A 21,704-nucleotide genomic window follows, 5' to 3' on the forward strand; every position below is an offset into this window, starting at 1 on the left:
TACTTTAAAGTGCTATAAACAGCATCCTTTATTCTTTCTCTGCATTCTGCAAACTCGTTATCCTGCCAGTTTTCTGATCGGGAAGAACCGTTGATGGACTGGCAGGGTTGGTTTGCGCTGGGGCTCGCAGGCACCGCGCTGATACTCATGAGTGCAGGGCGATTTGCGCCCCATCTGGTTATGATGGGCGTGCTCGTGGTGCTCAGTGCCAGCGGTATCGTGTCTGCGGATCAGGCCCTGGCCGGATTCAGTAACAGTGGCCTGATCACCGTTGTTGCCATGTTCGTGGTGGCAGCGGGCATTCATCATTCCGGTGGTGTAGATCTGCTGGTGCACCATCTGCTGGGCAATCCCAGGACCGTTCGGTCTGCCCAGGCAAGGATTGCGCTCCCGGTATCCCTTCTCAGTGGTTTTCTCAACAACACCCCGGTTGTCGCTACCATGATTCCGGCGGTGCACGCCTGGTCCCGGAAGATCGGTATCTCACCGTCGAAATTGATGATTCCCCTGAGCTATTCCGCCATCCTCGGCGGCACTCTCACACTGATTGGAACCAGCACCAACCTGGTCGTCAATGGCCAGTACCAGCAGCTGACCGGCGAGCAAGGCTTCTCCATCTTCTCCATTACGGCGGTCGGTCTGCCGGTGGCCATCATCGGTATTGCGGCCCTCCTGCTGGTTATGCCCAGAGCGTTGCCGGACCGCAAGGACCAGCAGAAATTCGGCTCCATGAGGGAATTTACCCTGGAAGTGGCGGTATCGTTCGACGGCCCCCTGGTCGGGAAGACCGTAGGTGAGGCCGGGCTTAGGGAGTTGGAGCGGCTGTATCTGGTCGAGATCGAACGCGACGGCAGCGTAGTTACCGCTGTGCCGTCGGAAGAGCGACTTCGGGGTGGTGATCGACTGGTGTTTGCCGGCGATACCCAGGCTATATCGGACCTCCTGCGAATCAATGGCATTGTCCCGTCAGTCCACGAGGATGAGCCGAGTCTGAGCAAGGATAGGGCCGAACGGCGACTGGTGGAGGCGGCATTGTCGCCGCAATCTGACGTACTTGGCCTGACCATTCGGGACGCGCGCTTCCGGGATCGCTACGGTGCTGTTGTGCTGGCCGTTGCCAGGGGAGGCGAGCGTGTCTCTGGAAACCTTGGGAATATCAGACTCAAACCCGGCGATGTTCTGCTTCTGGAAGCTCGTCCCGCGTTTGTCAGCCGTCAGCGCTATAACAAGGACTTTCTGCTGATCAACGATCTGGAAACCGAGACGCCCCGGCATGACCGGGCCTGGCTGTCCTGGGGAATCCTGTTGGTGCTGGTGGGCCTCGCTGCCTGTGGCACCCTGAGTATGCTCAACGCGGCACTGTTGGGCGCAGCGGGAATGATTCTGACCGGCTGCTGCTCGGTTGGCCAGGCGCAGAAGTCGGTGGATGTGCCGGTCATTCTCACTATTGCCGCTTCCTTTGCCATGGGCGCGGCCCTAGAGCAGACCGGCGCGGCAGGCTTTGTTGCCGAAGGCATTCTCGAGTTCAGTCAGGGCAACGTCTTGTTAACCATCCTGCTGGTCTATCTGGTGGTGTCGGTGCTGACCGAGGTTATTACCAACAACGCAGCCGCTGTGCTGGTAATCCCCATCGTCCTCTCAATGACGACCAGTATGGGCGTGGCTGCCGAGCCGTTTGTAATAGCCGTCATGATGGCCGCCTCGGCCAGTTTTGCAACGCCGCTGGGGTATCAGACCAACATGATGGTGTTTGGGCCAGGCGGTTACCGGTTCAGTGATTTCGTGCGGGTAGGGCTGCCAATGAACGTGTTTATTGGTGCCGTCACGGTGGTGGTCATCGCCCTGGTGTACGACATCAGCCTCGGCTTATAAAGGCTGTTCCGTCGGGTTGGCGAGAATGTCGCAGCACAGCACCTGAAGCTTGCCATCCTGATAATATCCCAGTGACAGAGTGACGCACATATAAGCCCCGGTAACGCAGAGATACGGTGCGGTGACGTGCAGGCTCTCGGGTTGGGCCAAAGCCTGGCGAAGATACTGTTGGCGGTACCAGTCAGCGCTGCTGGTGCTTTCCAGGGGTTTGAAGCGCGGGTCCATGCTGCGGGTACCGGCGTCGGAAACCAGAGTGTCATCCATCTGGACGCCCTTGTCGTCGACCAGATAGCAGCGGGAGACTGCAGGGTGGTTCAGCAGTTCCAGGCAGGACTGTTGCATGCTCATTCCGCTGCGAAGCTTGGTTATGGCATGGTCGAAAAAGCCACTGAAAAAATCCACCAGTTGCCGTGTCGGGTCCAGGGTAACCTGGTTGCGGGTCTTGTATTCCTGCAACAGGTGGTCGAAGTCCGCGGGCGCATGGGCCAGCTGATCCAGGTCAGTGCTCGGTCTTCGGAAATAGAAGCCCTGTACGAAATCAACCCCGGCATCGATGGCAATCATGGCTTGATCCCGGGTTTCCACCCCTTCCAGAAGGACCAGGCAGCCGGACTGGTGTAGCAGTGACACGATGCCGTTGAGAATTTGGCGGGCCTTGTGATCGTCTGTCGCCCGGGTCAGCAGTTTCCGATCCAGTTTCACGATGTCCGGTGACAGATTCCAGATACGCTCGAAATTGGAATGGCCGGCGCCGAAATCATCAATGGCCGTAAGGCAGCCCAGCTTTTTGTAGTAGGCGACCGTTTCCCGCAGCCTTTCTGCATCGTCTGTTGGCTGCTCGACGATTTCCATGACAATGCGGTGCGGAGGCAGGCCGGTTTTGGCGAGCAATTGACCAAAAAAAGAATCGGCCTGACTTCCGCTGGTCACCACCTGAGGCGATACGTTCAGGAAGAGCCAGTTGAGTTGATCACGAATGCCACTGTAATTGCGTATATGCAGGTAGCGGCAGAGGCGGTCAAGGAGCAGATTCTCCGCTTCTGAGGCTGGCAGTTGGAAAAGATGGAGCGGGAGGACTGCAGAGTTATCGTTATCGAAGGCCCGGATCAGCGCCTCATAGCCAACGATGCGCTTGTGCGAAATGCTGTAGATGGGCTGGAGCGCTGTTCTCAGGGTCAGGCCGCGAAAATCGGCGGTCCATGTGTCACCTTCCCTGTTCAGCATAGGGGATAACAGTTCCACTTCCGGAGCTGTCAGCTTTTCAGGGAGTCGTTTCGACATAGACGATTCTGGTTAATTAAACGAACACATCAGCCGCCCCAGTCTGGCGTCTGAACTGTCTTTTATCAGTACAGGTGGCGCGGGAAAACTTGCGAAGTTACTGATAGTTGGAAGGAAGATTGCCAAAAAAACGCGTTTATTACCACTGTTTCATGTAGAAACTGGAAACCGTTTGTATCTTTGGCGGTCTGGAGAGCGGAGGGAAAAGCCCAGCGGTCCGGGCGGACCGCCAGAGAATCAGTTGTTACTGGGTACAACCACGCTTTCGTCGAATTCGAGTTCCATGTCCTGTCCTCTCGGTCAATGAGGCCCCAGACGGGGCGTCCAAATATGCAATAAGTCTATCGTTGCTATAATTTTGAACAATCCGTAAAACCCCTATACGACCAAAGGCAAAAGGACGACCAAAGGCAAAAGCGCGGGTAATGGTCAGAAATTCTGATGTAGCGCCGCAAAAGATTTTGATTTTCTTCGTCGGTTCGAGTTTCTAGACTTGAATTTATCGTTGGAACCAGGGAACAGGGTAAGTACTCACCATGCAACTCAGGAACACTCCAGTCAGTTACGGTCTTGTCGCTATCATTATTCACTGGCTTGTTGCACTGGCTGTCTTTGGCCTGTTCGGGCTTGGCTACTGGATGGTGGACCTGTCGTATTACGACGACTGGTATCGCAGGGCACCGGATATCCACCGCAGCATTGGCGTCCTGCTCTTGATGGTCATGCTCTTCCGGGTTGTCTGGCGAGTGGGCAACTTCTCGCCGGAGCCACTGCCAGGCCATAAGCGCTGGGAGATTCGCAGCGCGCACATCGCTCACCTTCTGCTGTATGTGCTGATTTTCGTTGCCATGGTGAGTGGTTATCTGATTTCGACGGCGGATGGCTCTTCAATCAGCGTTTTCGGCTGGTTTGAGGTGCCATCAGTGACCGGCCAGATCAAGGGCATGGAAGATACCGCCGGAACCGTTCACTACTGGTCCACCTGGGCAATCGTGGGCCTGGCTCTGGTGCATGCGGCTGGGGCCTTCAAGCACCACCTGTTTGATCGTGACCGCACATTACGGCGTATGGTAGGTAAGTGACCTGCCTGCTGTTCTACTTATTGTCTAACGCCCGGGAGTCGGGCATCAATGAAATAAGGGAGATAATCATGAAAAAAGTTCTGCTTGCCTCTGCCGTGTCGATTGCGCTTGTTGGTGCAGTTCATGCCAACGAGCACAGTGGCACCTATGCTTTTGATACCAAAGGCGCCCACCAATTCGTCACCTTCAAGATTTCCCATCTCGGATACAGCTGGCTTTACGGGCGATTCAACGATTTCGATGGCGAATTCGTGTACGACGCCGAGAACCCGGAAAACAGCACCGTTAATGTCACAATTGACACCGCGAGCGTGGATTCCAATCATGCCGAGCGTGACAAGCATCTGCGCAGCGAAGATTTTCTCTATGTCAGCGAGTTTCCTCAGGCTACCTTCCAAAGCAAGCGAGTGGTCGTGGACGAAGAAGGTGAGGCCGATATCGTTGGCGATTTTACCCTCCGCGGTGTGACCAAAGAAGTTACCCTGGATGTCGAGATGCTGGGCCACGGCGAAGATCCGTGGGGTGGCTATCGCATGGGGTTTGAGGCTGAAACCGAGCTGCGCCTGAAAGATTTCGGTATCCCGATGGATCTCGGAAAGGCATCCGAGACTGTTGAGATCATCATTTCTGTCGAGGGTATCCGGCAGTAATATTGGCTGACCCTGCCACTGTCAGATTCCGGGCCTAAACCCGGAATCTGCCTGTCTGACTCTCCAGTTCCCTTGCATAGCCCTCAAGAGATTCACTGATTCCGTCAATGTCCCGGGACCGGTTTGCACTTTCCGTAGCCAGATCGTTGATCTCGGTAATACTGCGGTTGATCTCGTCCACCACTTGGGTCTGTTCCTCGGTGGCCGACGCAACGCTGGTATTCACGTCTGCAATGTTTGCCATGGCCTCAAGAATGGCCTTGAGCTCAGACTCGGCATCGGTGGCCAGCTTCTCGGTTTCGCTTGCCTCTTTGCTGCCCGTTTCCATCACCGACACGATGTCGGCAACGCCCGCCTGCAACGTTGTGATCATCGTCTGAATATCTTCCGTCGATTGGCCTGTCCGTTGCGCCAGGGTCCTGACTTCATCGGCGACTACAGCAAATCCCCGTCCCTGCTCGCCGGCTCGCGCCGCCTCGATGGCGGCATTTAGTGCCAGCAGATTGGTCTGCTCTGCGATGCCTCGTATCACGTCCAGAACGGATGTGATGTTGTCGGAATCGTCAGATAGCTTGCGGATTACGTCCACTGCTTTTGAAATCTGGGCTGCCAGCCGGTGCACCTGTTCTGAAGAGCTCCGGATAATCCGTGCGCCGTTCTTGCCTTTCTCTTCGGCCTCACGAGTGATTTCAGCGGCTCTCGAAGCGTTGCCCGCTACCTCTTCGATAGCGCTCTGCATCTGATTGATAGCCGTGGCGACCATGGAAATGGAATCAGTCTGTCGGGTCACGCCATCGTTGTTATCCTTCGAGGCCCGAGCGAGATCCGTCGCTCCGCCGCCAAGCTCCCGGGTAAGCTGTTGGATGGAACCGATCATCGATTGCAGGTTTTCAAGAACCAGGTTAAAGCTCTTCGCGAGCATGCCAAGGTCATCGTCAAGCTCTACAGGAATCCGCTGGGTCAGATCGCCTTCTCCCTGGGCGATGTTGTCCAGCTGGTCCCGGAGCGCCTTGATTGAGCTGATTATCATCTTCAGAAAAATCGAGAACAGTAGAATGCTGACAACAATGGCGACAGCGGTTATCAGAAGTATGGTGATCGAGCTGCTCTGGCCCTCTGCAGAGGCTTCGCCGGCCCGGATCTGTGCCTGGGCATCCGCGTGCGCACCAGCGTCATCGAAGTAGTTCCTGAGATTGTTGAAAAGATTGTTGGTTTCACTGGCCGCCAGCGATCGCGCATCTTCCGGATCCCCCGCTGCTGCAAGCTCAAGAACCCGTTGGGCGGAATTCAGCCATCGCTCGTAGGCGGCATCGAAGCCGCGGGTAACATCAGAAACACCCGTGCCTTCAAGCCTTGCAACGGCCTTTTTGAAACGATCCAGAGCCTGACCGGCGTTTTCATCGAAACTGGCCAGGTAGTTCTCACCTTTCTCGTTGTTGAACTGGGCATCCACATAGGCCATCTGGGCCACCAGCGCCTGATAGAGATCCCGGTCACCATTGAGTATTTCGCTGACGGATGGCAGGTAGGTGTCGGCAATGTTGTCAGTATCTGACACGAGGTTACGGACAGTGCTGACGGCGAACAGGCCGATAACAACCAGGGCGATCGCCGTGATGGCGAAAGGCAAAGCAACTTTGGCCCGAAGTCCCAGGCGCTTACCAAAATCCATGTGTCTCTCCCGCGTTGCCCAGATGGCTTATTGGCAAGCATAGCAGCAGGAAAGGAATTGTCTTGAGAAACAGTAGAGTAATTGCTCCCGGTCAAATAAGCGGCACCTGTACCGGAAGCGAAGAGCGTTAACGGGAGGGATCAGGTGATTCCCGTGGGGTTTCGCAGGATTTGCAGAGGTGTCTCTGGCGCCAGAACTGCCCAGCGAAGATGACCAGCCAGATCAACAAACCCGCCCAAAGGTAGGGCTCGGGAACCTGGAAGCTACCGCTGATTGCAAACTCCACAAGGAGCATCAGTGCCACCGCCAGAACCGCATTTACCATGGCTGTAACCATGGCTTGCCCGCAGGCTTTGATGTTGGGTTTCATAGTGTTCCGCTTGTCAGAGAAGTAAAACGGTCTTCTATTCACTGAGAGGGAGAATACGGCCCACCTTACGGACTCTCCATGCGGGAATTCCGCTATTGGAATCAGTCGTCTGTGGGCCAGATGACCGTTTTTGGCCAATAAATCCGCAGGTTGTTGGTGTATCAGCGCCTTGCTCCATATAATGTGCGCTCCTGTTAACCGGTGATCAATCCGGGCGCAGGGAGTAGGATCACGGACATCATTCCAATCAGGCAATACAGGCAATCAAAGAGGCATCCATGCCAGAGTTTCAGACAACGGATGAAGGCTTCGAGCGGGTTTCGCTCCGGGATTACACGGAAAAGGCCTATCTCGATTATTCCATGTACGTCATTCTTGACCGGGCACTTCCCAATGTCGGCGATGGCCTGAAACCGGTTCAACGGCGAATTGTCTATGCCATGTCCGAACTGGGGCTGAAATCCACCTCGAAGTACAAGAAGTCCGCTCGGACCGTGGGCGATGTACTGGGTAAGTTTCATCCTCACGGTGATAGTGCCTGTTATGAAGCCATGGTGCTGATGGCTCAACCTTTTTCTTATCGCTACCCTCTCGTGGACGGGCAGGGGAACTGGGGCTCGCCGGATGATCCCAAGTCCTTCGCCGCCATGCGTTACACCGAATCCCGTCTGGCGCCGTTCGCGGAAGTGCTTCTGGGTGAGTTGGGGCAGGGGACCGTGGACTGGGTGCCCAATTTCGATGGCACCATGGAAGAACCGTCGGTATTGCCTGCCCGGTTGCCCCATGTGCTGTTGAACGGCACCACCGGTATCGCCGTTGGTATGGCCACCGATATCCCGCCGCACAACGTGCGGGAGGTGACCGCAGCTTGCATACGCCTGCTGGATCAGCCCGAGGCGACGGTAGAAGAGCTCTGTGAACACATCAAGGGCCCGGATTTTCCGACCCAGGCGGAAATCATTACCCCTCGGAAGGACATCCGGCAGATGTACGAAACCGGCCGTGGATCGTTGCGGATGCGCGCCCGGTGGATCCGGGAGAGCGGCGAGATTGTGGTTACGGACCTCCCGCACCAGGTGTCTGGCAATCGGGTGCTGGAGCAGATCGCCCACCAGATGCAGACCAAAAAGCTCCCCATGGTGGCCGACCTCCGGGACGAATCCGATCATGAAAACCCGACCCGCCTGGTAATCGTGCCACGCTCCAACCGGGTGGATCTTGATGGCCTGATGGCGCACCTGTTTGCCAGCACCGATCTTGAGAAAACCTACCGGGTCAACATCAATGTAATCGGTAACGACGGCAGGCCCGGAGTCAAGGGGCTGCAACAGATCCTCACCGAGTGGCTGACGTTTCGGCGCACCACCGTTATTCGCCGGCTCCAGCACCGTCTGGACAAGGTTCTTGCTCGGCTGCATATCCTGGAAGGCTTGCTGATCGCTTATCTCAACATTGATGAAGTGATCGAAATCATCCGTACCGAAGACAAGCCCAAGGCCGAGTTGATGGCCCGTTTCGGGTTGTCCGCCGATCAGGCCGAAGCCATTCTCGAACTGAAGCTGCGCCACCTGGCCAAGCTTGAGGAAATGAAAATCCGGGGCGAACAGGATGAACTGTCGGCCGAGCGGGATGAGCTTCAGTCAATCCTGGGTTCTGAAGACCGCCTGCGGGAGCTGATCAAGAGCGAGCTACAGGCGGATGCCGAAACCTTTGGCGATGACCGTCGCTCACCGATTGTTGAGCGCGAGGAGGCCCGGGCATTCAGTGAAGTGGATCTGGTCTCGAACGACCCGGTGACCGTTGTACTGTCTGAAAAAGGCTGGGTCCGCGCCGCCAAGGGGCATGATATCGAGCCGGAAGGTCTGAGTTATAAAGCCGGCGACCGTTTCTCCCTGGCGGCCCGGGGACGCAATAACCAGCAGGCGATTTTCCTGGATTCCACCGGGCGCGCCTATTCCTTGATGGCCCACAGTTTTCCGTCTGCCAGAGGTCAGGGCGAGCCGCTGACCGGGCGGATCAATCCACCATCTGGTGCCAGCTTTTCAGGCCTGTTGATGGGGGATCCCTCCCGCAAGGCACTGCTGGTTACCGACGGCGGCTACGGGTTTGTTACATCGCTGAATGACATGATCAGCAAGAACCGCAACGGCAAGGCGGTGGTCAGTGTTCCCAAGGGGGCGAAGATCATGCCTCCGTTGACTATACCGACCACCGAGAAAACGCTGTATCTCGGGGCGGTGTCCAACGAGGGCCGGATGCTGGTGTTCCCGCTGAGCGAATTGCCGGAACTGGCTAAGGGTAAGGGCAACAAGATCATCAGCATTCCTTCTGCCCGGGTTCAGAGCCGTGAAGAGTATGTGGTGGCAGTGGCGGTGTTTGCCGAGGATGACCAGTTGGAGATTCGGGCTGGCAAGCGCAAGATGGGGCTGCAGTTCAGTGATCTGGAGCACTACCTTGGTGAGCGAGGACGTCGTGGCCACAAGCTGCCCAGAGGGCTGCAGCGGGTTGATGGTATTGACGTGATTCCGTCCGCCGCCCGGGCGCAGGAAGAGGCGGGCTCTGACAGCGAGGGTGCCGACAGTGAGTGAACTGGTACTGATTAATGTTTCCGGGCGAGACAAGCCGGGCCTGACGTCGGAAATAACCGGCATCATGGGGCGCTACGATGTGCGCATCCTGGATATTGGCCAGGCGGTCATTCACGATCACCTCACCTGGGGTATCCTGATTGAGATTCCGGACGAGTCTAAATCCTCGCCCGTCATTCGGGATCTTCTGTTCCGGCTCCATGCCCTGGATCTGCAGGTCCGGTTTGCGCCGATCACCGTGGAGGAATACCAGTCCTGGGCCGCGGCCCGGAACCGTGCCTGCTACATCGTGACCCTGCTGGCCCGTGATATCAAAGCCGAGCAGATTGCCCGGGTTTCCGCCATTACTGCCCGCCACGGCCTGAATATCGATAACATTTCGCGGCTGTCCGCCAGGCCATCGCTGAACGCCGCCGACAACCGGATTGCCTGTGTCGAGTTTTCGGTGCGGGGCACGCCATCGGATCTTGAGCAGTTGCGCGCGGATTTCCTGCATATTGCAGGCGAAATGAATGTGGATATTGCCTTCCAGGAGGACTCCATTTTCCGGCGTAATCGTCGTCTGGTGGTTTTTGACATGGACTCTACGCTGATCGAAGCCGAGGTGATCGACGAGCTGGCCACGGAAGCCGGCGTGGGCGATCAGGTGGCGGAGATTACCGAACGGGCCATGCAGGGCGAGCTGGATTTCAGTCAGAGTTTCGCCGAACGTCTCGCGCTTCTGAAGGGGCTGGATGAGTCGGTGCTTGAAGGCATCGCCTCCCGGCTACGAATGACCGAGGGGGCCGAGCACCTGATTCTCAGTCTGAAGGCGCTGGGTTATCGTACCGCAATCCTGTCCGGCGGGTTCACCTACTTTGCCCGCCATCTGCAGCGCAAGCTTGGCATTGATTACATCTACGCCAACGAGCTCGAAATTGAGGATGGCAAGGTGACCGGCCGGGTGTCCGGGCAGATCGTGGACGGCAAACGGAAAGCGGAGTTGCTGCTGGAGATCGCCGAGAAGGAGCACATCTCAAGGGAGCAGGTGATTGCGGTCGGTGATGGCGCCAATGACCTTCCCATGCTGAGCCAGGCCGGCCTGGGTGTGGCCTTCCGTGCCAAGCCCCTGGTGAAGGAATCTGCTCGTCACGCCATTTCAACCCTTGGGCTGGACGCAATCCTCTATCTGATTGGTTTCCGTCAAAGCGAAACCAACCAGAGTCTGGAGAATGCCGACTTCTGAGCCGCTCAGGCTCAGTTGTCGCCGAAGTCGTAGTTCATTTCGGGTACCGGTGCCTGCAGGTAGTAGCCCTGAATATAATTCACCCCAGCCTGCCAGAGCGTGGCGAGAACCCCTGCGTTCTCCACCAGCGGAATGATGGTGAGCTTGCCGTTTGACTGCAGGCTCTTGACCATTTCCTTGACCTGTTCCTTGGCCTCATCGCTCTTCTGGATTTCTTCAGTGAAGGAACCATCGATTTTCACGTAGTCGGTATCGATGTGTTTGAGGGTATTGAACGGATTGAGGGCGCAGCCGAACTGGGCGATGGACACCTTGCAGTGAAGTTCGTGGACGGCTTTGGTGAAGTCCTTCGCCTGCTTCATGTAATTGTTGGCATCGCCTTCCCGTATCTGGAAGATCAGGGAATCGCCAGGCAAACGCGCGGCTTTCAGAGCAACGCTCAGCCAGGGCGTGAAGGTTTTGTCCTGAAGGGTTTCGGCCGTCACATTGAGGAACAGGCGCGTATCGTGACCCCGGGAACGATGGCTGGACAGCTGTTTGATGGTCTGCAGGATGACCCAGCGGTCGATCTTGATCGCGGTGTCGCTGGGCCCCATCGGCGGCAGGAAGTCATAGGGTGAGACTTCCTCGTCATCCTTGTCGAGCATGCGCACGAAGGCCTCGTAATGTTCCTCGCCTTCACCGCGCAGGTTGATGATCGGCTGGAACAGGAGCCGGAAGCGGTTTTCTTCCAGGGCTTTCTGAATCGCCTCCACTGAATTGCTTTCATCCAGCGTTTCAAAATCTGCCGGGTTATAAACTACCACACCGTTACCTTGGGCATGGCCTTCGAGCTTGCGGACTTCCGCCGACGCGGTATGAGCCCGGGCCATCAGTTCCTCCGCCTTCGGCGAGTTCTCGGTAATGGCGGCCACACCGATACTGACGGTCAGTTGGACCGTCCGGCCATTGATGTCGAACAGATGGTCTTCAACTGCTTTGCGGATGCGCTCGGCATGTTCCGCCATGGTGGTTTCATCACAGGGCTGGCACAGAAGGCTGAAGGCGTCGTCGCTCAGCCGGGCCAGCGCGAGATCTTCGCCCGCCTGTTCTTTGAGCAGGTTGGCCAGATCGCCGAGCAGCAGGTCTGCACCGGAAATGCCAACCTGGCCCTTCATGCTCATGAAATTGTCCAGCGCGATGTAGGCAAGGGCGCCTGTCTCATTGCTCTTGCCAGCATTGGCGATGGCTTCGGCCAGTGCATCCATCAGGTACTGACGGTTAAACAGACCTGTCAAAAGATCTTGGCTGCTGATCTGGCGAAGTTTTTCTTCAAGTTCTGCATCGCTATGCTCTGGCTGCAACACAATCTGCGTGCAGGACTCGCCGTCATAGGTGGCGGCCGATACTGACATGGTCACGTTCAGTTCGTGATCGTCACTGCGCCGAGCCGTGCAATTCAAAGTCATGCCGTCTTCACCTTTTTCGGCAAACGACTTCATGAACTCCCTGTACTTCTCCTGACTTTCCGGCGTAAGGGTGTCCAGGACCGGTACGCAGATAAGATCGTCGATATCGTCGTACCCAAGGAACTCCATGTACGACTGGTTGGCATAGATGTGCATGCCATCATTAATATAGGCAATCGCATCCTTGGAGCTTTCGAGAAGCAACTGGCAACGCTGTTCCGCTTCCCGGAGATGGGATTCCAGGACACGACGCCTTCTGCGTTCGTCAAGGGCCGCCAGCTCACGGTTAACCTTCAGCACAATAAGATCCGTGTGCTCGGACGACACGGTGTCCTGGGCGCCAGCCTTCATTATTCCGACCGTGCGTTCGCGGCTTTCCTCCTCCGTCAGGAGGATAAAAGGAATGTCCTTGTCCATGCGGCGGATCATGGCGAGGGCATCATCGGCCGAGAATTCCTGGTCCAGGTCGCGGGCGAGAAGGAGATCCCAGTTACCGGCCTTCAGCGTCTCTTCCAGATCCTCTTCTGAGGTGATTCTGTGGGCTCGGGTGGCCTTACCGGAGTTACGGAGCAGGCTGACCAGGGATTCGGCATCGTTTTGCGATGGATCAAGAATCAGCAGGTGTACGGTCGCGTTCTTTTTCTGCATTCGAAGGGCGTCTCGTGATACACGGTTCATTCACTAACGCTGAATGATGCAGGGGTTGTGGATCAATAACAACCCTCTGCGGGGTTCCGGTGTCTCAGTTTGGCGACCTTACAGAGATGGCCAAAGCGAGTCGAATTCATCCTCGCTGGCTCCGGATGATGCTGGTGGGGCACCAGCGTTCAGCGTCGCAGCATTCTGCAACTTGAGTTCAAACTGGCTGATGCTGCCAGTGGAGGAAACCTTTCGAGACAGCTGGCCCTGATCCTCCCGGCCATCATGGAGCAGGGAAATGCGGCTCCCGGACTGGAATGGCAGTCGAGGTGTGATCAGCGTGGCAGACTGGTTGACCACGCTGATTTCCGGCAACAGCAAGCCGCGCAGGTACTCGCTGCTGTTGCCCACTTTCTGGATCAGGCGAACGCCACAGGGAGATGCGCTGGGGGCCAGCAGCTCAATGCCGACCTGGGTGCCCTGGTTCTTGATCTGACGAATCCAGCGCACCACGGCAACGCTCCAGGGGTGGGTGCTTTGCTCCCGAACGCCCAGCACTTCCCCGGCCTGCAATGAGGGGGGTACATTGCTTTCCCAGGCAACGCAGTAGCCGCCGGGGCTGGTATTGATTAGCAGCGAATGGTGCGATCTCGGCCGGTTCCTGTCCGTCGATGGCGCCTGTGAGTTGCCGTAGGAACCCTTGAAATTGATGGGTGTGTCAGCGGCGTGGAGCCGCTCATCACTGGGGCCTGCATCATGGGCGCCCGACCAGGCATCCTGTTTCTGGCGGGAAGACCGCACGAACAGGTTTTCTTCCTCATGGTGGCCGTTGTCATTGCCATTCACGAATTCGGTAAAGGTTTTTTCGCCGGCAATGAAGTAGTGAGCAGCGGTCAGACCTACGCAGACTTCCAGAGACCCCTGGCTGGCGATTCGATTGAAGTTTCGCTTGGCGAGAATGCCCAGGGCCTGGCTGAGATGGGTGAGCAGGGTGTCGCTGACCTTTGCCGACACCCTCAGCTCGTGATCGGTTGCTTTATGCTCCCGGCGGGCGTGAAGCGTTTCGGAGAGCATGGCGGAGAGATCCCGGGTGTCGAAACCGAAGCTCTCATCCCCGGGCTGCTGCTCGAGCAGGCTGCGGTAAAATGGTGGGTTGTCCCGCTCCATGTTGATGACGAACAGGCTATCGTCACCGATATCCGGGCCACATCGGGTGTGGTCAGTCCACGATTCGAACAGTTCATAGACATGCAAGAGTTCCGCCTGGCGTAGCTGGTTGGGGCGAGCGCAGCCGAGCAGGAGAATTCGTTTATAGGCGTCGGCGACCGAGCTGGTGCGACGATGCTGGAGTGTGTCGTCCTCCACCTGAACCACAGAGAGCTTGTTGCGATGGGCGAAACGGTACAACCGGTGACACTCGAGCCAGCTTTGGGCAGGGCTGGGGCAATAAAGCTGATGTGATCTCAGAATGGTCGCCGAAAGCTCGGAAATGGCTCGATGCGCTGCAGTGGCAATCTGGCGGCGATTTTTGTCCAGGCCACCGTTGTCGATGAACTCCAGAACGCACAGCTTGTAACCACCGGCCAGATGCAATTGAAGTGCCTGGGACAGATTGGCGATTTTCCGTTGTTTTTCAGGCAGCGCCACGGCCAGACCGAGGTAGTGCCGGGAAAGCTCGTTGCAGACGAAATGAATCTTTTCCCGGATAAGTTCCAGGAACTGCATGCGTTGCTGGGGAGCCAGAAAGAGGTGATTCAGCTCGATAATGGCATGGTAGAGCTGCCGTGATACTTCGCCGATATTGGCCATCGGCAACTGGTCGATCCAGGCCCGAAACGCCTTGGGCGTCGTGTCACAGAACGACAGGCTGGCCGTTTTCTGTTCGGGAACGCGGAGATCAGGTTTCAGGGTCTTACCTTCCATGAATGCATGCCAATGTCTGGACCACAGGTGGTATTCCGGGGTTGGCCCTGGCCGGCTGGCGGTTATTGAATGTCCGCCGGCCTCTCGGGAAAACGCCGTAAATACATGTTTTTATCTTCAACGTTACTGGACTTTAAAGTAGCAAACCAGTCGTAAAAAGCGAGAAGATCATGAGTTGACAATCTTTGACAAGTGAATTTGGGCCGATTTTTGCGAAGCCGGTCACGGGAACAGGTTGATCGGGGTCTTGCTTTCCTCGCCTGGCTCCTCTCTCACCAGCTTCGGCACCAGGAACCCCGGCAAGCGCGACAGCAGTTCGCGGACCAGAGTTCGGGCCTCTTCATCAGGCACATCGTAGTGGTGGGCGCCTGCCACCGGGTCAAATGCGTGCAGGTAGTAGGGCAGCACGCCTGCTTCAAACAAAGTCTCGCTCAACTCTTCAAGCACCGACGCCCGATCATTTACGCCCCTCAGGATAACGCTCTGGTTGAGCAGCGTTGCGCCTGTCGCCCGCAGGTACCCCAGGGCGCGACGCGTGGCCGTGTCTATTTCCGCCGGATGATTGATGTGCAACACGATAATGACCTGCAGCGGCGTCGTTGAAAGCCATTTCAGAAGCTCGTCGCAGACCCTTTGTGGAATAACCACGGGCAGACGTGTGTGCAGGCGCAGGCGGCGAATGTGGGGAATGCCACTGATTGCGGTTGCCCACTGGGCCAGCAGTCGGTCATTGACAGCCAAGGGGTCGCCGCCGCTGAAAATGACTTCATTGATTTCCGGGCTGGCGCCCAGGGTGTCAATCACCCGTTGCCTGTCGTCCGGGCTCAGACGTTGTTCATCATAGGGAAAGTGTCTGCGGAAGCAGTATCGGCAGTTTATCGCACACTGCCCGGTCACCATAAGCAGGGCGCGGCTGCGGTATTTGCGGATAAGTCCGGTGGTGGCAATGGCGCCTGACTCTTCCAGTGGGTCACTGATAAAACCGGGCGCGTGACCGGTTTCTTCCGTAAGAGGAAGCACCTGCCTGAGCAGGGGGTCGGTCGGGTTGCCCTTTTCCATGCGCGCAAGAAACGGTTCAGGCACGCGAACCGGAAACAGGCGGTGACCTTGTCGTGCACCGGACAGCCACAGGTCCTCCGGTAACTCCAGGCGGCGGAGCAGTTCTTCCGGTGACGTCACAGACTCCGACAGCAATTGCTGCCAGCTGCGGTGGTCATGGTCGGAAAGGTGGGCTTCTATACGGGCGGGGGTTCGCTGTATCATATCGCCCTTCGAATTCTAAACAGCATTTTGTCAGGTGGACATTTCATGGCTTCATATTCTACCAACGAATTTCGCGGCGGTCTTAAGGTTTTGCTGGATGGCGACCCCTGCATCATTCTCGAGAACGAGTTCGTCAAACCCGGCAAGGGGCAGGCCTTCAACCGCGTAAAGCTGCGTAACCTCATGACCAACCGGGTCTGGGAGCGCACTTTTAAGTCCGGCGAAAGTCTGGAAGCCGCAGATGTCATTGATCAGGATATGGAATACCTCTATACCGACGGTGAGTTCTGGCACTTCATGCTTACTGATGGCTCCTTCGAACAGTACCCGGCGGATGCCAAGGCGGTTGGCGATGCCCTGAAGTGGCTGAAAGAGCAGGACGTCTACACCGTAACGCTCTACAACGGCTCGCCGCTCTCGGTAACGCCCCCCAATTTTGTCGAGCTCGAAGTGGTTGATACCGACCCGGGCATGAAGGGCGACACCGCTCAGGGTGGCTCCAAGCCTGCGACTCTTTCAACCGGTGCCGTGGTCAACGTACCGTTGTTTATCACCATCGGTGAAGTGCTCAAGGTTGATACCCGCTCCGGCGAATACGTAAGCCGGGTGAAGAGCAGTTGATCCGTTCATGACCGGCGAACCTGTCTGGCAGCCCTCTGCCTCGCAGGCTGCCCTGAAAAGCCGTGCACAGCAACTGGCGTTTGTGCGCGGCTTTTTTGCGCAAAGAGGGGTGCTGGAGGTTGAGACGCCGGTACTGGGCCGGTGCGGCGTCACTGACGTAAATCTTGACGGCATCCATGCGCAGGTCACTGCCGGTTCCCGGACCGGGGGCTGGCTCCAGACTTCTCCCGAATACCACATGAAGCGCCTGCTTGCGGCCGGCTGTGGATCCATCTATCAGGTCTCCAGGGTATTCCGCGATGGCGAGCAGGGGCGTCGCCACAACCCTGAATTTTCCATGCTGGAATGGTATCGGACCGGATTTGATGACGTGGCGCTTATGGAAGAATTGTCTGATCTTGTCTGCGGCTGGCTGGGGTGTCAGCGGCCCGTCGTTATTCAGTATCGGGACGCACTGAAGCACTGGGCAGGTATCGATCCGTTTGCCGCAACCGATCGCGAACTGATGCGGCGCTGTGAGCAATGGCTGGAGCCCGAGCAGTTGGCGGATCTTGGCCGCGACGGCTGCCTGGACTTGCTCATGAGCTTTGCGGTGGAGCCGCACCTTGGCCGGGATAGGCCCATGTTCATAACCGGCTATCCGGCGTCGCAGGCGTCGCTGGCCAGGGTCTCACGGTCGCATGGCTATGAAACGGCGCACCGTTTCGAGCTTTATATTGATGGCCTGGAGCTGTGTAACGGCTACTGGGAATTGACCGATCCAAAAGAGCAGAGGCTGCGATTTGAGGCGGAAAATCGGCAGCGCCTACGCTTCGGTAAACCTGAAATGGCGCTGGATGAGGCGTTTCTTGCCGGGCTTGAGCAAGGATTGCCCGAGTGCTCCGGTGTGGCGCTCGGGCTGGACCGACTGCTGATGCTCAAGCTCGGGGTTCAGGATATCAGTGAGGTTTTGGCCTTTCCGTTCGAACGGGCGTAATCAAGCGAGGGCGCCGAATGCCTCGCCCATGCGAACGGTTTTTCCCGCCACCTGGTCGCTGTTCCAAGTGACGGCTCCTTTGGGCATAACCATAATGACCGTGGAGCCAAGACGGAACCGGCCCATCTCCTCGCCCTTGGCAAACCTGATGGCTTGCTCGCCTTCATATCGGGTTGAGGTAACCTGCTTGCTGCCGGGCACGACGACGCCTGCCCAGCGGGTTTCCACGCTTCCAACGATCATGGCGCCAACCAGCACCAGGGCCATGGGGCCGGAATCGGTGTCGAAGATGCAGACAACCCGCTCGTTGCGGGCGAACAGATTCGGGACATTCTCGGCAGTGACCGGATTCACCGAGAACAGCTTGCCGGGAACATGGATCATCTGCCTCAGCGTACCAGCCATTGGCATATGGATACGGTGATAGTCCTTCGGCGAGAGATAGATGGTCGAAAACTCGCCATTGGCAAACGGGGCCGTAGTCGTTTCTTTGCCGCCCAGCAACTCACTCAGGCTGAAAGACTGGCCCTTGGCCTGGAAAACCCGGTCTCCGGTCACCTGCCCCAGCTGGCTGATGGCACCGTCGACGGGGCTGACGAGGGTTTTTTCGCCGTCCGCCAAGGGCCGGATGCCCGGTTTCAACTCCCTGGTGAAGAACGCATTGAAGGTGGGGTAGGCTTCCGGGTCTGGTTCGACGGCCTCGCTCATGTCTACGCCGTAGCGGCCGATAAACCATTTGATCACCCGGTTCTTGAGCGCGGGGGAGCGGTCATTGTCGGCCAGGCGGCCGGCCAGGTTGGAAACTCCCAGTTGCGGCGTGATGTACTGGCTCAGAACAAAAAGCTTGTCGAACATTAAATGTGATCCTTTGCGATCAAAGGCGCGAAGTTTACCAAAGACTGCCACCTGTATAGAAATTGTTTCACGGCTTCGCGGTTCGGGCGAGGCCTTGCTATTATCAGGTCACCTTTTACGTGACAGCTTCCGGCTCCGGCCGATAACCAAGAATATAAGGCGTGCTTAGTTACCATGTTACTGATCATCGGCGGGATTATTGTTCTGGCCAGCGTATTGACTGGCTATGTTCTCCATGGCGGCAATTTGATGGTGCTCTGGCAGCCAACCGAAGTGTTGATCATTTTCGGGGCGGCTCTGGGGTCGTTCATTATTGCCAATCCGGTACATACGCTTAAGGAAACCTTTAGCCGGGGTTTTCAGCTGCTCATTGGTTCGCCCTACAACAAATCCTTCTACATGGATCTGCTCAGTCTGATGTACGAGATTTTTGATAAATCTCGTAAACAGGGAGTGATGGCCATAGAAGAAGATATCGACAATCCGGAATCCAGCCAGATTTTCACTCGTTACCCTGCGATTATGAAATCCAGGGAATTGCTGGCATTTATCACCGATTATCTGCGCATTATCAGTTCCGGAAACATGGCGACCCATGAGCTGGAAGGCATGATGGAAAACGAAATCGACAGCCGCCAGCACGAAATCGAAGAGCCTGCCCATGCGGTCAACAAGATCGCAGACGCGTTGCCTGGTTTGGGGATTGTCGCGGCGGTGCTGGGCATCGTCATCACGATGAATTTCATGAGTGAGGGCCCCGAAAAAATCGGACTGAGCGTGGCGGCGGCACTAGTTGGTACGTTTTTGGGTATTTTCATGGGCTACGGTTTTGTGGGTCCCACCTCCATTGCCATGGAGCATGCGGCAAAGTACGAGCTGAAGGCTTACGAGTGCGTTAAATCGTCAATTGTCGCGACCGTTTCCGGGCAGGCACCCCAGATGGCCATTGAGTTCGGCCGGAAAGCATTGCCGACGGATAAGCGACCCGGATTCCAGGAACTGAACGATCACGTTCGCTCCAAGTAATACCGCCAGAACCTGACCCCGGAGCCGATTCGTGGAAGAACAGCCGATCATTATCAAACGCAAGAAGAAAATAGTCGGGGGCCATCACGGTGGTTCCTGGAAAGTTGCGTTTGCCGATTTCGCCACCGCCATGATGGCGTTCTTCCTGGTGCTCTGGTTAACCGCGACGGCCTCGCCGGAGCAGAAAAAAGCGGTTGAGGGTTACTTCCGGGATCCCGTTGGCTTTACCGAGGGGGGCTCTCCAAACCCTGTGGATCTTGAGGGCAGTGCTTCGGTGGTCAACGAGGCAAGTCCGGACATCGAGTCCAGCCAGATCCAGATCGAAGATCAGGTGGTAGATGAGCTCTCAGAAACTCTGGAGCAGCGGCGAATGGAAGAGCTTTTCCAGGAGCTTAAGGAGCGCATTGAACAGAACGAAACCCTGCAGGAGTTCAAAGACCAGCTGTTGATCGACATCACTGACGAGGGCTTGCGAATCCAGATCGTCGACCGATCCGGGCGTCCCATGTTCGACAGCGGCCGCGCAGAGCTTAAGTACTACTCGCAGGACATTCTGTTTGAACTGGCTAAAACCCTGGGTTCCGTAAACAACAAACTCAGTATCACCGGGCACACCGATTCCACACCGTTCAGCGGTCGGCCCGGTTACACCAACTGGGAGTTGTCGGCGGACCGGGCAAATACCGCCAGAAGAGCCCTGGTCGCCGGTGGTGTTCGTCAGCAACAGATTGCCCGGGTTGTGGGGCTGAGCGATTCCGTGCTGTTCGACAAGGAAGACCCGAATGCACCGGTGAATCGCCGGATCTCCATCATCGTCCTCAACAAGAAAACCGTCGACAACATCCAGAGCAGCGCCGGCCAGTCGGATGAGCCCCTGATTGATCTGACCCGGCCAACGGAGGCGGAGCAGGAGGCTGCACGGGAGCGCCTGGAAAGCGGGGAATGGTTGCAGGAGAAAGAAGAGCCTGCGCCGGGCGAGTTGAACTGGTAAAGCCGGGTACGTCAGTCCAGTTTCAGCCCCCGGGCCTGTTGCTCCGTCATATCCTGAAGTATCCGGTGGAAGCTTTTCAGCCGCTCGGGGCTGATTTTTCCTTCTTCAGCGGCCTTGTTGATGGCGCAGCCGGGGTCACCCATGTGCCGGCAATTGCGGAATTTGCAGGTGCCAATCACCTCCCTGATTTCCCGAAAGCCGTATTCGATTTCCTGCGCCGTCATATGCCAGAGCCCGAACTCACGGATCCCCGGCGAGTCAATCAGATCGCCTCCGAGGGGCAGGTGGAACAGTTTGGCCGTGGTTGTGGTGTGAATACCCTTGCCGGTGCTCTCCGACACAGCCCCAACGCGAATAGCTTCATCGGGCATCAGGGTCTGGATAATGGATGACTTGCCCACCCCGGATTGCCCCACAAACACACTGGTCTGATCCTTCACCAGCGCCTCAACCTCCGGCGAGGGTTTATCCCCCGACTCGGCTGCGGACGTTCGCACCACCTCATAGCCGAGGGCCTCATAGCGGCCCAGCAGCGCATCGATACTTTCCTGGTTGCTGTCGGTGATCAGATCCGTCTTGTTCAACAGAATCACCGCCGGAATGTCTGTGATCTCTGACGCCACCAGATACCGATCAATAAGGTTGTCGTGCGGTTCCGGCTCCGGCGCGATCACAAGAATAATGTGATCAATATTGGCGGCCACCGGTTTCAGGGCGCCAAAATTATCCGGCCGCTGCAGCAGATTGCGACGCTCACTCCGGGCGACAATCACCCCGGTTTCATTCTTACCCGGCCGCCAGACAACCTTGTCACCGGTCACCAGGCTATCGATGTTGGCCCGAACAAAGCACCGCACCACGTCACCGACCTGATCACCCTCCAGGGCTTCGACATCCAGCTGTTGCCCATAGTGGGCAATAACCAACCCTTCCTGCTCCGGACCGAGCTCCCCGGCATCAGCCTGCTCCTGAACCTTCTTCTCCTTGCGCGCCGCCCGGGCCGCCCGCTCTTCCTGGACTTTCTTGATGCGGAATTGCTGCTGTTTGTTCAGTCGCCGTTTTGCCATGTAGATAGCTGATGCCAAATTTGGTGTGCGTGAGGTGTTACATCATACGTTAATCGTCCACAATACAAAGACAAATCAGACCGGTGTAATCTCAATAACATTGACCGGCAATGACGTTTTTCTTGTATATCTCTTAACTTTGCTGCGGGGGTGGG

General features: G+C 56.9%; 17 protein-coding genes. 9 read left to right on the top strand and 8 right to left on the bottom strand.

The window, feature by feature from the left end; genetic code table 11:
* The first annotated feature begins 93 nt into the window (after positions 1-93).
* Positions 94-1,872, top strand: coding sequence for an SLC13 family permease (locus tag KEHDKFFH_RS00780; RefSeq protein ID WP_104320161.1), 1,779 nt, complete (start codon positions 94-96; stop codon positions 1,870-1,872).
* Here KEHDKFFH_RS00780 and KEHDKFFH_RS00785 read toward each other — a convergent pair.
* Positions 1,867-3,153 carry an EAL domain-containing protein gene (locus KEHDKFFH_RS00785; protein WP_104320162.1) on the bottom strand — a complete coding sequence of 429 codons (1,287 nt, stop codon included), beginning with the start codon at positions 3,151-3,153 and terminating at the stop codon, positions 1,867-1,869. The genes KEHDKFFH_RS00780 and KEHDKFFH_RS00785 overlap by 6 nt on opposite strands.
* Positions 3,154-3,689: 536 nt before the next feature.
* Between KEHDKFFH_RS00785 and KEHDKFFH_RS00790 the strand changes: the two genes are divergently transcribed.
* Positions 3,690-4,235: a cytochrome b gene (locus tag KEHDKFFH_RS00790; RefSeq protein ID WP_104320163.1), complete on the top strand. Its 546-nt coding sequence runs from the start codon at positions 3,690-3,692 to the stop codon at positions 4,233-4,235.
* 68 nt (positions 4,236-4,303) lie between these two features.
* On the top strand, positions 4,304-4,885 hold the full coding sequence (locus KEHDKFFH_RS00795) for a YceI family protein (RefSeq protein ID WP_104320164.1): 582 nt from the start codon (positions 4,304-4,306) through the stop codon (positions 4,883-4,885).
* A gap of 34 nt (positions 4,886-4,919) precedes the next feature.
* On the opposite strand, the gene KEHDKFFH_RS00800 is transcribed toward KEHDKFFH_RS00795, so the two are convergent.
* Entirely contained in the window at positions 4,920-6,557 is a 1,638-nt protein-coding gene (locus KEHDKFFH_RS00800) for a methyl-accepting chemotaxis protein (protein ID WP_104320165.1), read from the bottom strand.
* Between the two features lie 127 nt (positions 6,558-6,684).
* Complete coding sequence (locus tag KEHDKFFH_RS00805; protein ID WP_104320166.1) at positions 6,685-6,927, bottom strand: hypothetical protein; 243 nt, start codon at positions 6,925-6,927, stop codon at positions 6,685-6,687.
* 278 nt (positions 6,928-7,205) lie between these two features.
* On the opposite strand from KEHDKFFH_RS00805, the gene parC reads away from it, so the two are divergent.
* Positions 7,206-9,515, top strand: a complete 2,310-nt coding sequence (gene parC, locus KEHDKFFH_RS00810; protein WP_104320167.1) for a DNA topoisomerase IV subunit A — start codon at positions 7,206-7,208, stop codon at positions 9,513-9,515.
* Positions 9,508-10,740, top strand: a complete 1,233-nt coding sequence (serB, locus tag KEHDKFFH_RS00815; protein WP_104320168.1) for a phosphoserine phosphatase SerB — start codon at positions 9,508-9,510, stop codon at positions 10,738-10,740. The genes parC and serB overlap by 8 nt, the downstream gene beginning before the upstream one ends.
* An 11-nt stretch (positions 10,741-10,751) precedes the next feature.
* Here serB and KEHDKFFH_RS00820 read toward each other — a convergent pair whose 3' ends face one another.
* The 3 genes from KEHDKFFH_RS00820 to epmB form a co-directional block, all read right to left on the bottom strand.
* The gene (locus KEHDKFFH_RS00820; protein ID WP_104320169.1) at positions 10,752-12,836 is read right to left on the bottom strand and encodes an EAL domain-containing response regulator; all 2,085 of its coding nucleotides are present in this window, start codon (positions 12,834-12,836) and stop codon (positions 10,752-10,754) included.
* 108 nt (positions 12,837-12,944) lie between these two features.
* Positions 12,945-14,750 (bottom strand): GTPase, encoded by a 1,806-nt coding sequence (locus tag KEHDKFFH_RS00825; protein WP_104320170.1) that lies wholly within the window; start codon positions 14,748-14,750, stop codon positions 12,945-12,947.
* A gap of 222 nt (positions 14,751-14,972) precedes the next feature.
* Positions 14,973-16,013, bottom strand: a complete 1,041-nt coding sequence (epmB, locus tag KEHDKFFH_RS00830) for an EF-P beta-lysylation protein EpmB (protein WP_104320171.1) — start codon at positions 16,011-16,013, stop codon at positions 14,973-14,975.
* A 45-nt stretch (positions 16,014-16,058) separates the two neighbouring features.
* On the opposite strand from epmB, the gene efp reads away from it, so the two are divergent.
* Positions 16,059-16,634: an elongation factor P gene (efp, locus tag KEHDKFFH_RS00835; RefSeq protein WP_041645387.1), complete on the top strand. Its 576-nt coding sequence runs from the start codon at positions 16,059-16,061 to the stop codon at positions 16,632-16,634.
* A 7-nt stretch (positions 16,635-16,641) separates the two neighbouring features.
* Positions 16,642-17,610 (top strand): EF-P lysine aminoacylase EpmA, encoded by a 969-nt coding sequence (epmA, locus tag KEHDKFFH_RS00840; protein ID WP_104320172.1) that lies wholly within the window; start codon positions 16,642-16,644, stop codon positions 17,608-17,610.
* On the opposite strand, the gene asd is transcribed toward epmA, so the two are convergent.
* Positions 17,611-18,465, bottom strand: coding sequence for an archaetidylserine decarboxylase (gene asd / locus KEHDKFFH_RS00845; protein ID WP_104320173.1), 855 nt, complete (start codon positions 18,463-18,465; stop codon positions 17,611-17,613).
* 174 nt (positions 18,466-18,639) lie between these two features.
* Here asd and motA point away from each other — a divergent pair, with 174 nt between their 5' ends.
* Both motA and motB read left to right on the top strand, forming a co-directional pair.
* Positions 18,640-19,491, top strand: coding sequence for a flagellar motor stator protein MotA (gene motA, locus KEHDKFFH_RS00850; protein ID WP_104320174.1), 852 nt, complete (start codon positions 18,640-18,642; stop codon positions 19,489-19,491).
* Positions 19,492-19,522: 31 nt separating this feature from the next.
* Positions 19,523-20,482 carry a flagellar motor protein MotB gene (gene motB / locus KEHDKFFH_RS00855; RefSeq protein WP_104320175.1) on the top strand — a complete coding sequence of 320 codons (960 nt, stop codon included), beginning with the start codon at positions 19,523-19,525 and terminating at the stop codon, positions 20,480-20,482.
* An 11-nt stretch (positions 20,483-20,493) separates the two neighbouring features.
* Here the strand turns inward: motB and rsgA are convergent, their stop codons facing one another.
* Positions 20,494-21,549 carry a small ribosomal subunit biogenesis GTPase RsgA gene (gene rsgA / locus KEHDKFFH_RS00860; protein WP_104320176.1) on the bottom strand — a complete coding sequence of 352 codons (1,056 nt, stop codon included), beginning with the start codon at positions 21,547-21,549 and terminating at the stop codon, positions 20,494-20,496.
* Positions 21,550-21,704: the final 155 nt, after the last annotated feature.

It is taken from the genome of Marinobacter maroccanus (genome assembly GCF_002933275.1).
Taxonomy (GTDB): Bacteria; Pseudomonadota; Gammaproteobacteria; order Pseudomonadales; family Oleiphilaceae; genus Marinobacter; species Marinobacter maroccanus.

Coding starts and splice junctions, on each gene's coding strand:
- efp (WP_041645387.1), top strand. CDS start 16,059: ATGGCTTCATATTCTACCAACGAATTTCGCGGCGGTCTTAAGGTTTTG.
- asd (WP_104320173.1), bottom strand. CDS start 18,465: ATGTTCGACAAGCTTTTTGTTCTGAGCCAGTACATCACGCCGCAACTG.
- motA (WP_104320174.1), top strand. CDS start 18,640: ATGTTACTGATCATCGGCGGGATTATTGTTCTGGCCAGCGTATTGACT.
- epmA (WP_104320172.1), top strand. CDS start 16,642: ATGACCGGCGAACCTGTCTGGCAGCCCTCTGCCTCGCAGGCTGCCCTG.
- KEHDKFFH_RS00825 (WP_104320170.1), bottom strand. CDS start 14,750: ATGGAAGGTAAGACCCTGAAACCTGATCTCCGCGTTCCCGAACAGAAA.
- KEHDKFFH_RS00800 (WP_104320165.1), bottom strand. CDS start 6,557: ATGGATTTTGGTAAGCGCCTGGGACTTCGGGCCAAAGTTGCTTTGCCT.
- KEHDKFFH_RS00780 (WP_104320161.1), top strand. CDS start 94: ATGGACTGGCAGGGTTGGTTTGCGCTGGGGCTCGCAGGCACCGCGCTG.
- rsgA (WP_104320176.1), bottom strand. CDS start 21,549: ATGGCAAAACGGCGACTGAACAAACAGCAGCAATTCCGCATCAAGAAA.
- KEHDKFFH_RS00790 (WP_104320163.1), top strand. CDS start 3,690: ATGCAACTCAGGAACACTCCAGTCAGTTACGGTCTTGTCGCTATCATT.
- KEHDKFFH_RS00785 (WP_104320162.1), bottom strand. CDS start 3,153: ATGTCGAAACGACTCCCTGAAAAGCTGACAGCTCCGGAAGTGGAACTG.
- KEHDKFFH_RS00820 (WP_104320169.1), bottom strand. CDS start 12,836: ATGCAGAAAAAGAACGCGACCGTACACCTGCTGATTCTTGATCCATCG.
- epmB (WP_104320171.1), bottom strand. CDS start 16,013: ATGATACAGCGAACCCCCGCCCGTATAGAAGCCCACCTTTCCGACCAT.
- parC (WP_104320167.1), top strand. CDS start 7,206: ATGCCAGAGTTTCAGACAACGGATGAAGGCTTCGAGCGGGTTTCGCTC.
- KEHDKFFH_RS00805 (WP_104320166.1), bottom strand. CDS start 6,927: ATGAAACCCAACATCAAAGCCTGCGGGCAAGCCATGGTTACAGCCATG.
- KEHDKFFH_RS00795 (WP_104320164.1), top strand. CDS start 4,304: ATGAAAAAAGTTCTGCTTGCCTCTGCCGTGTCGATTGCGCTTGTTGGT.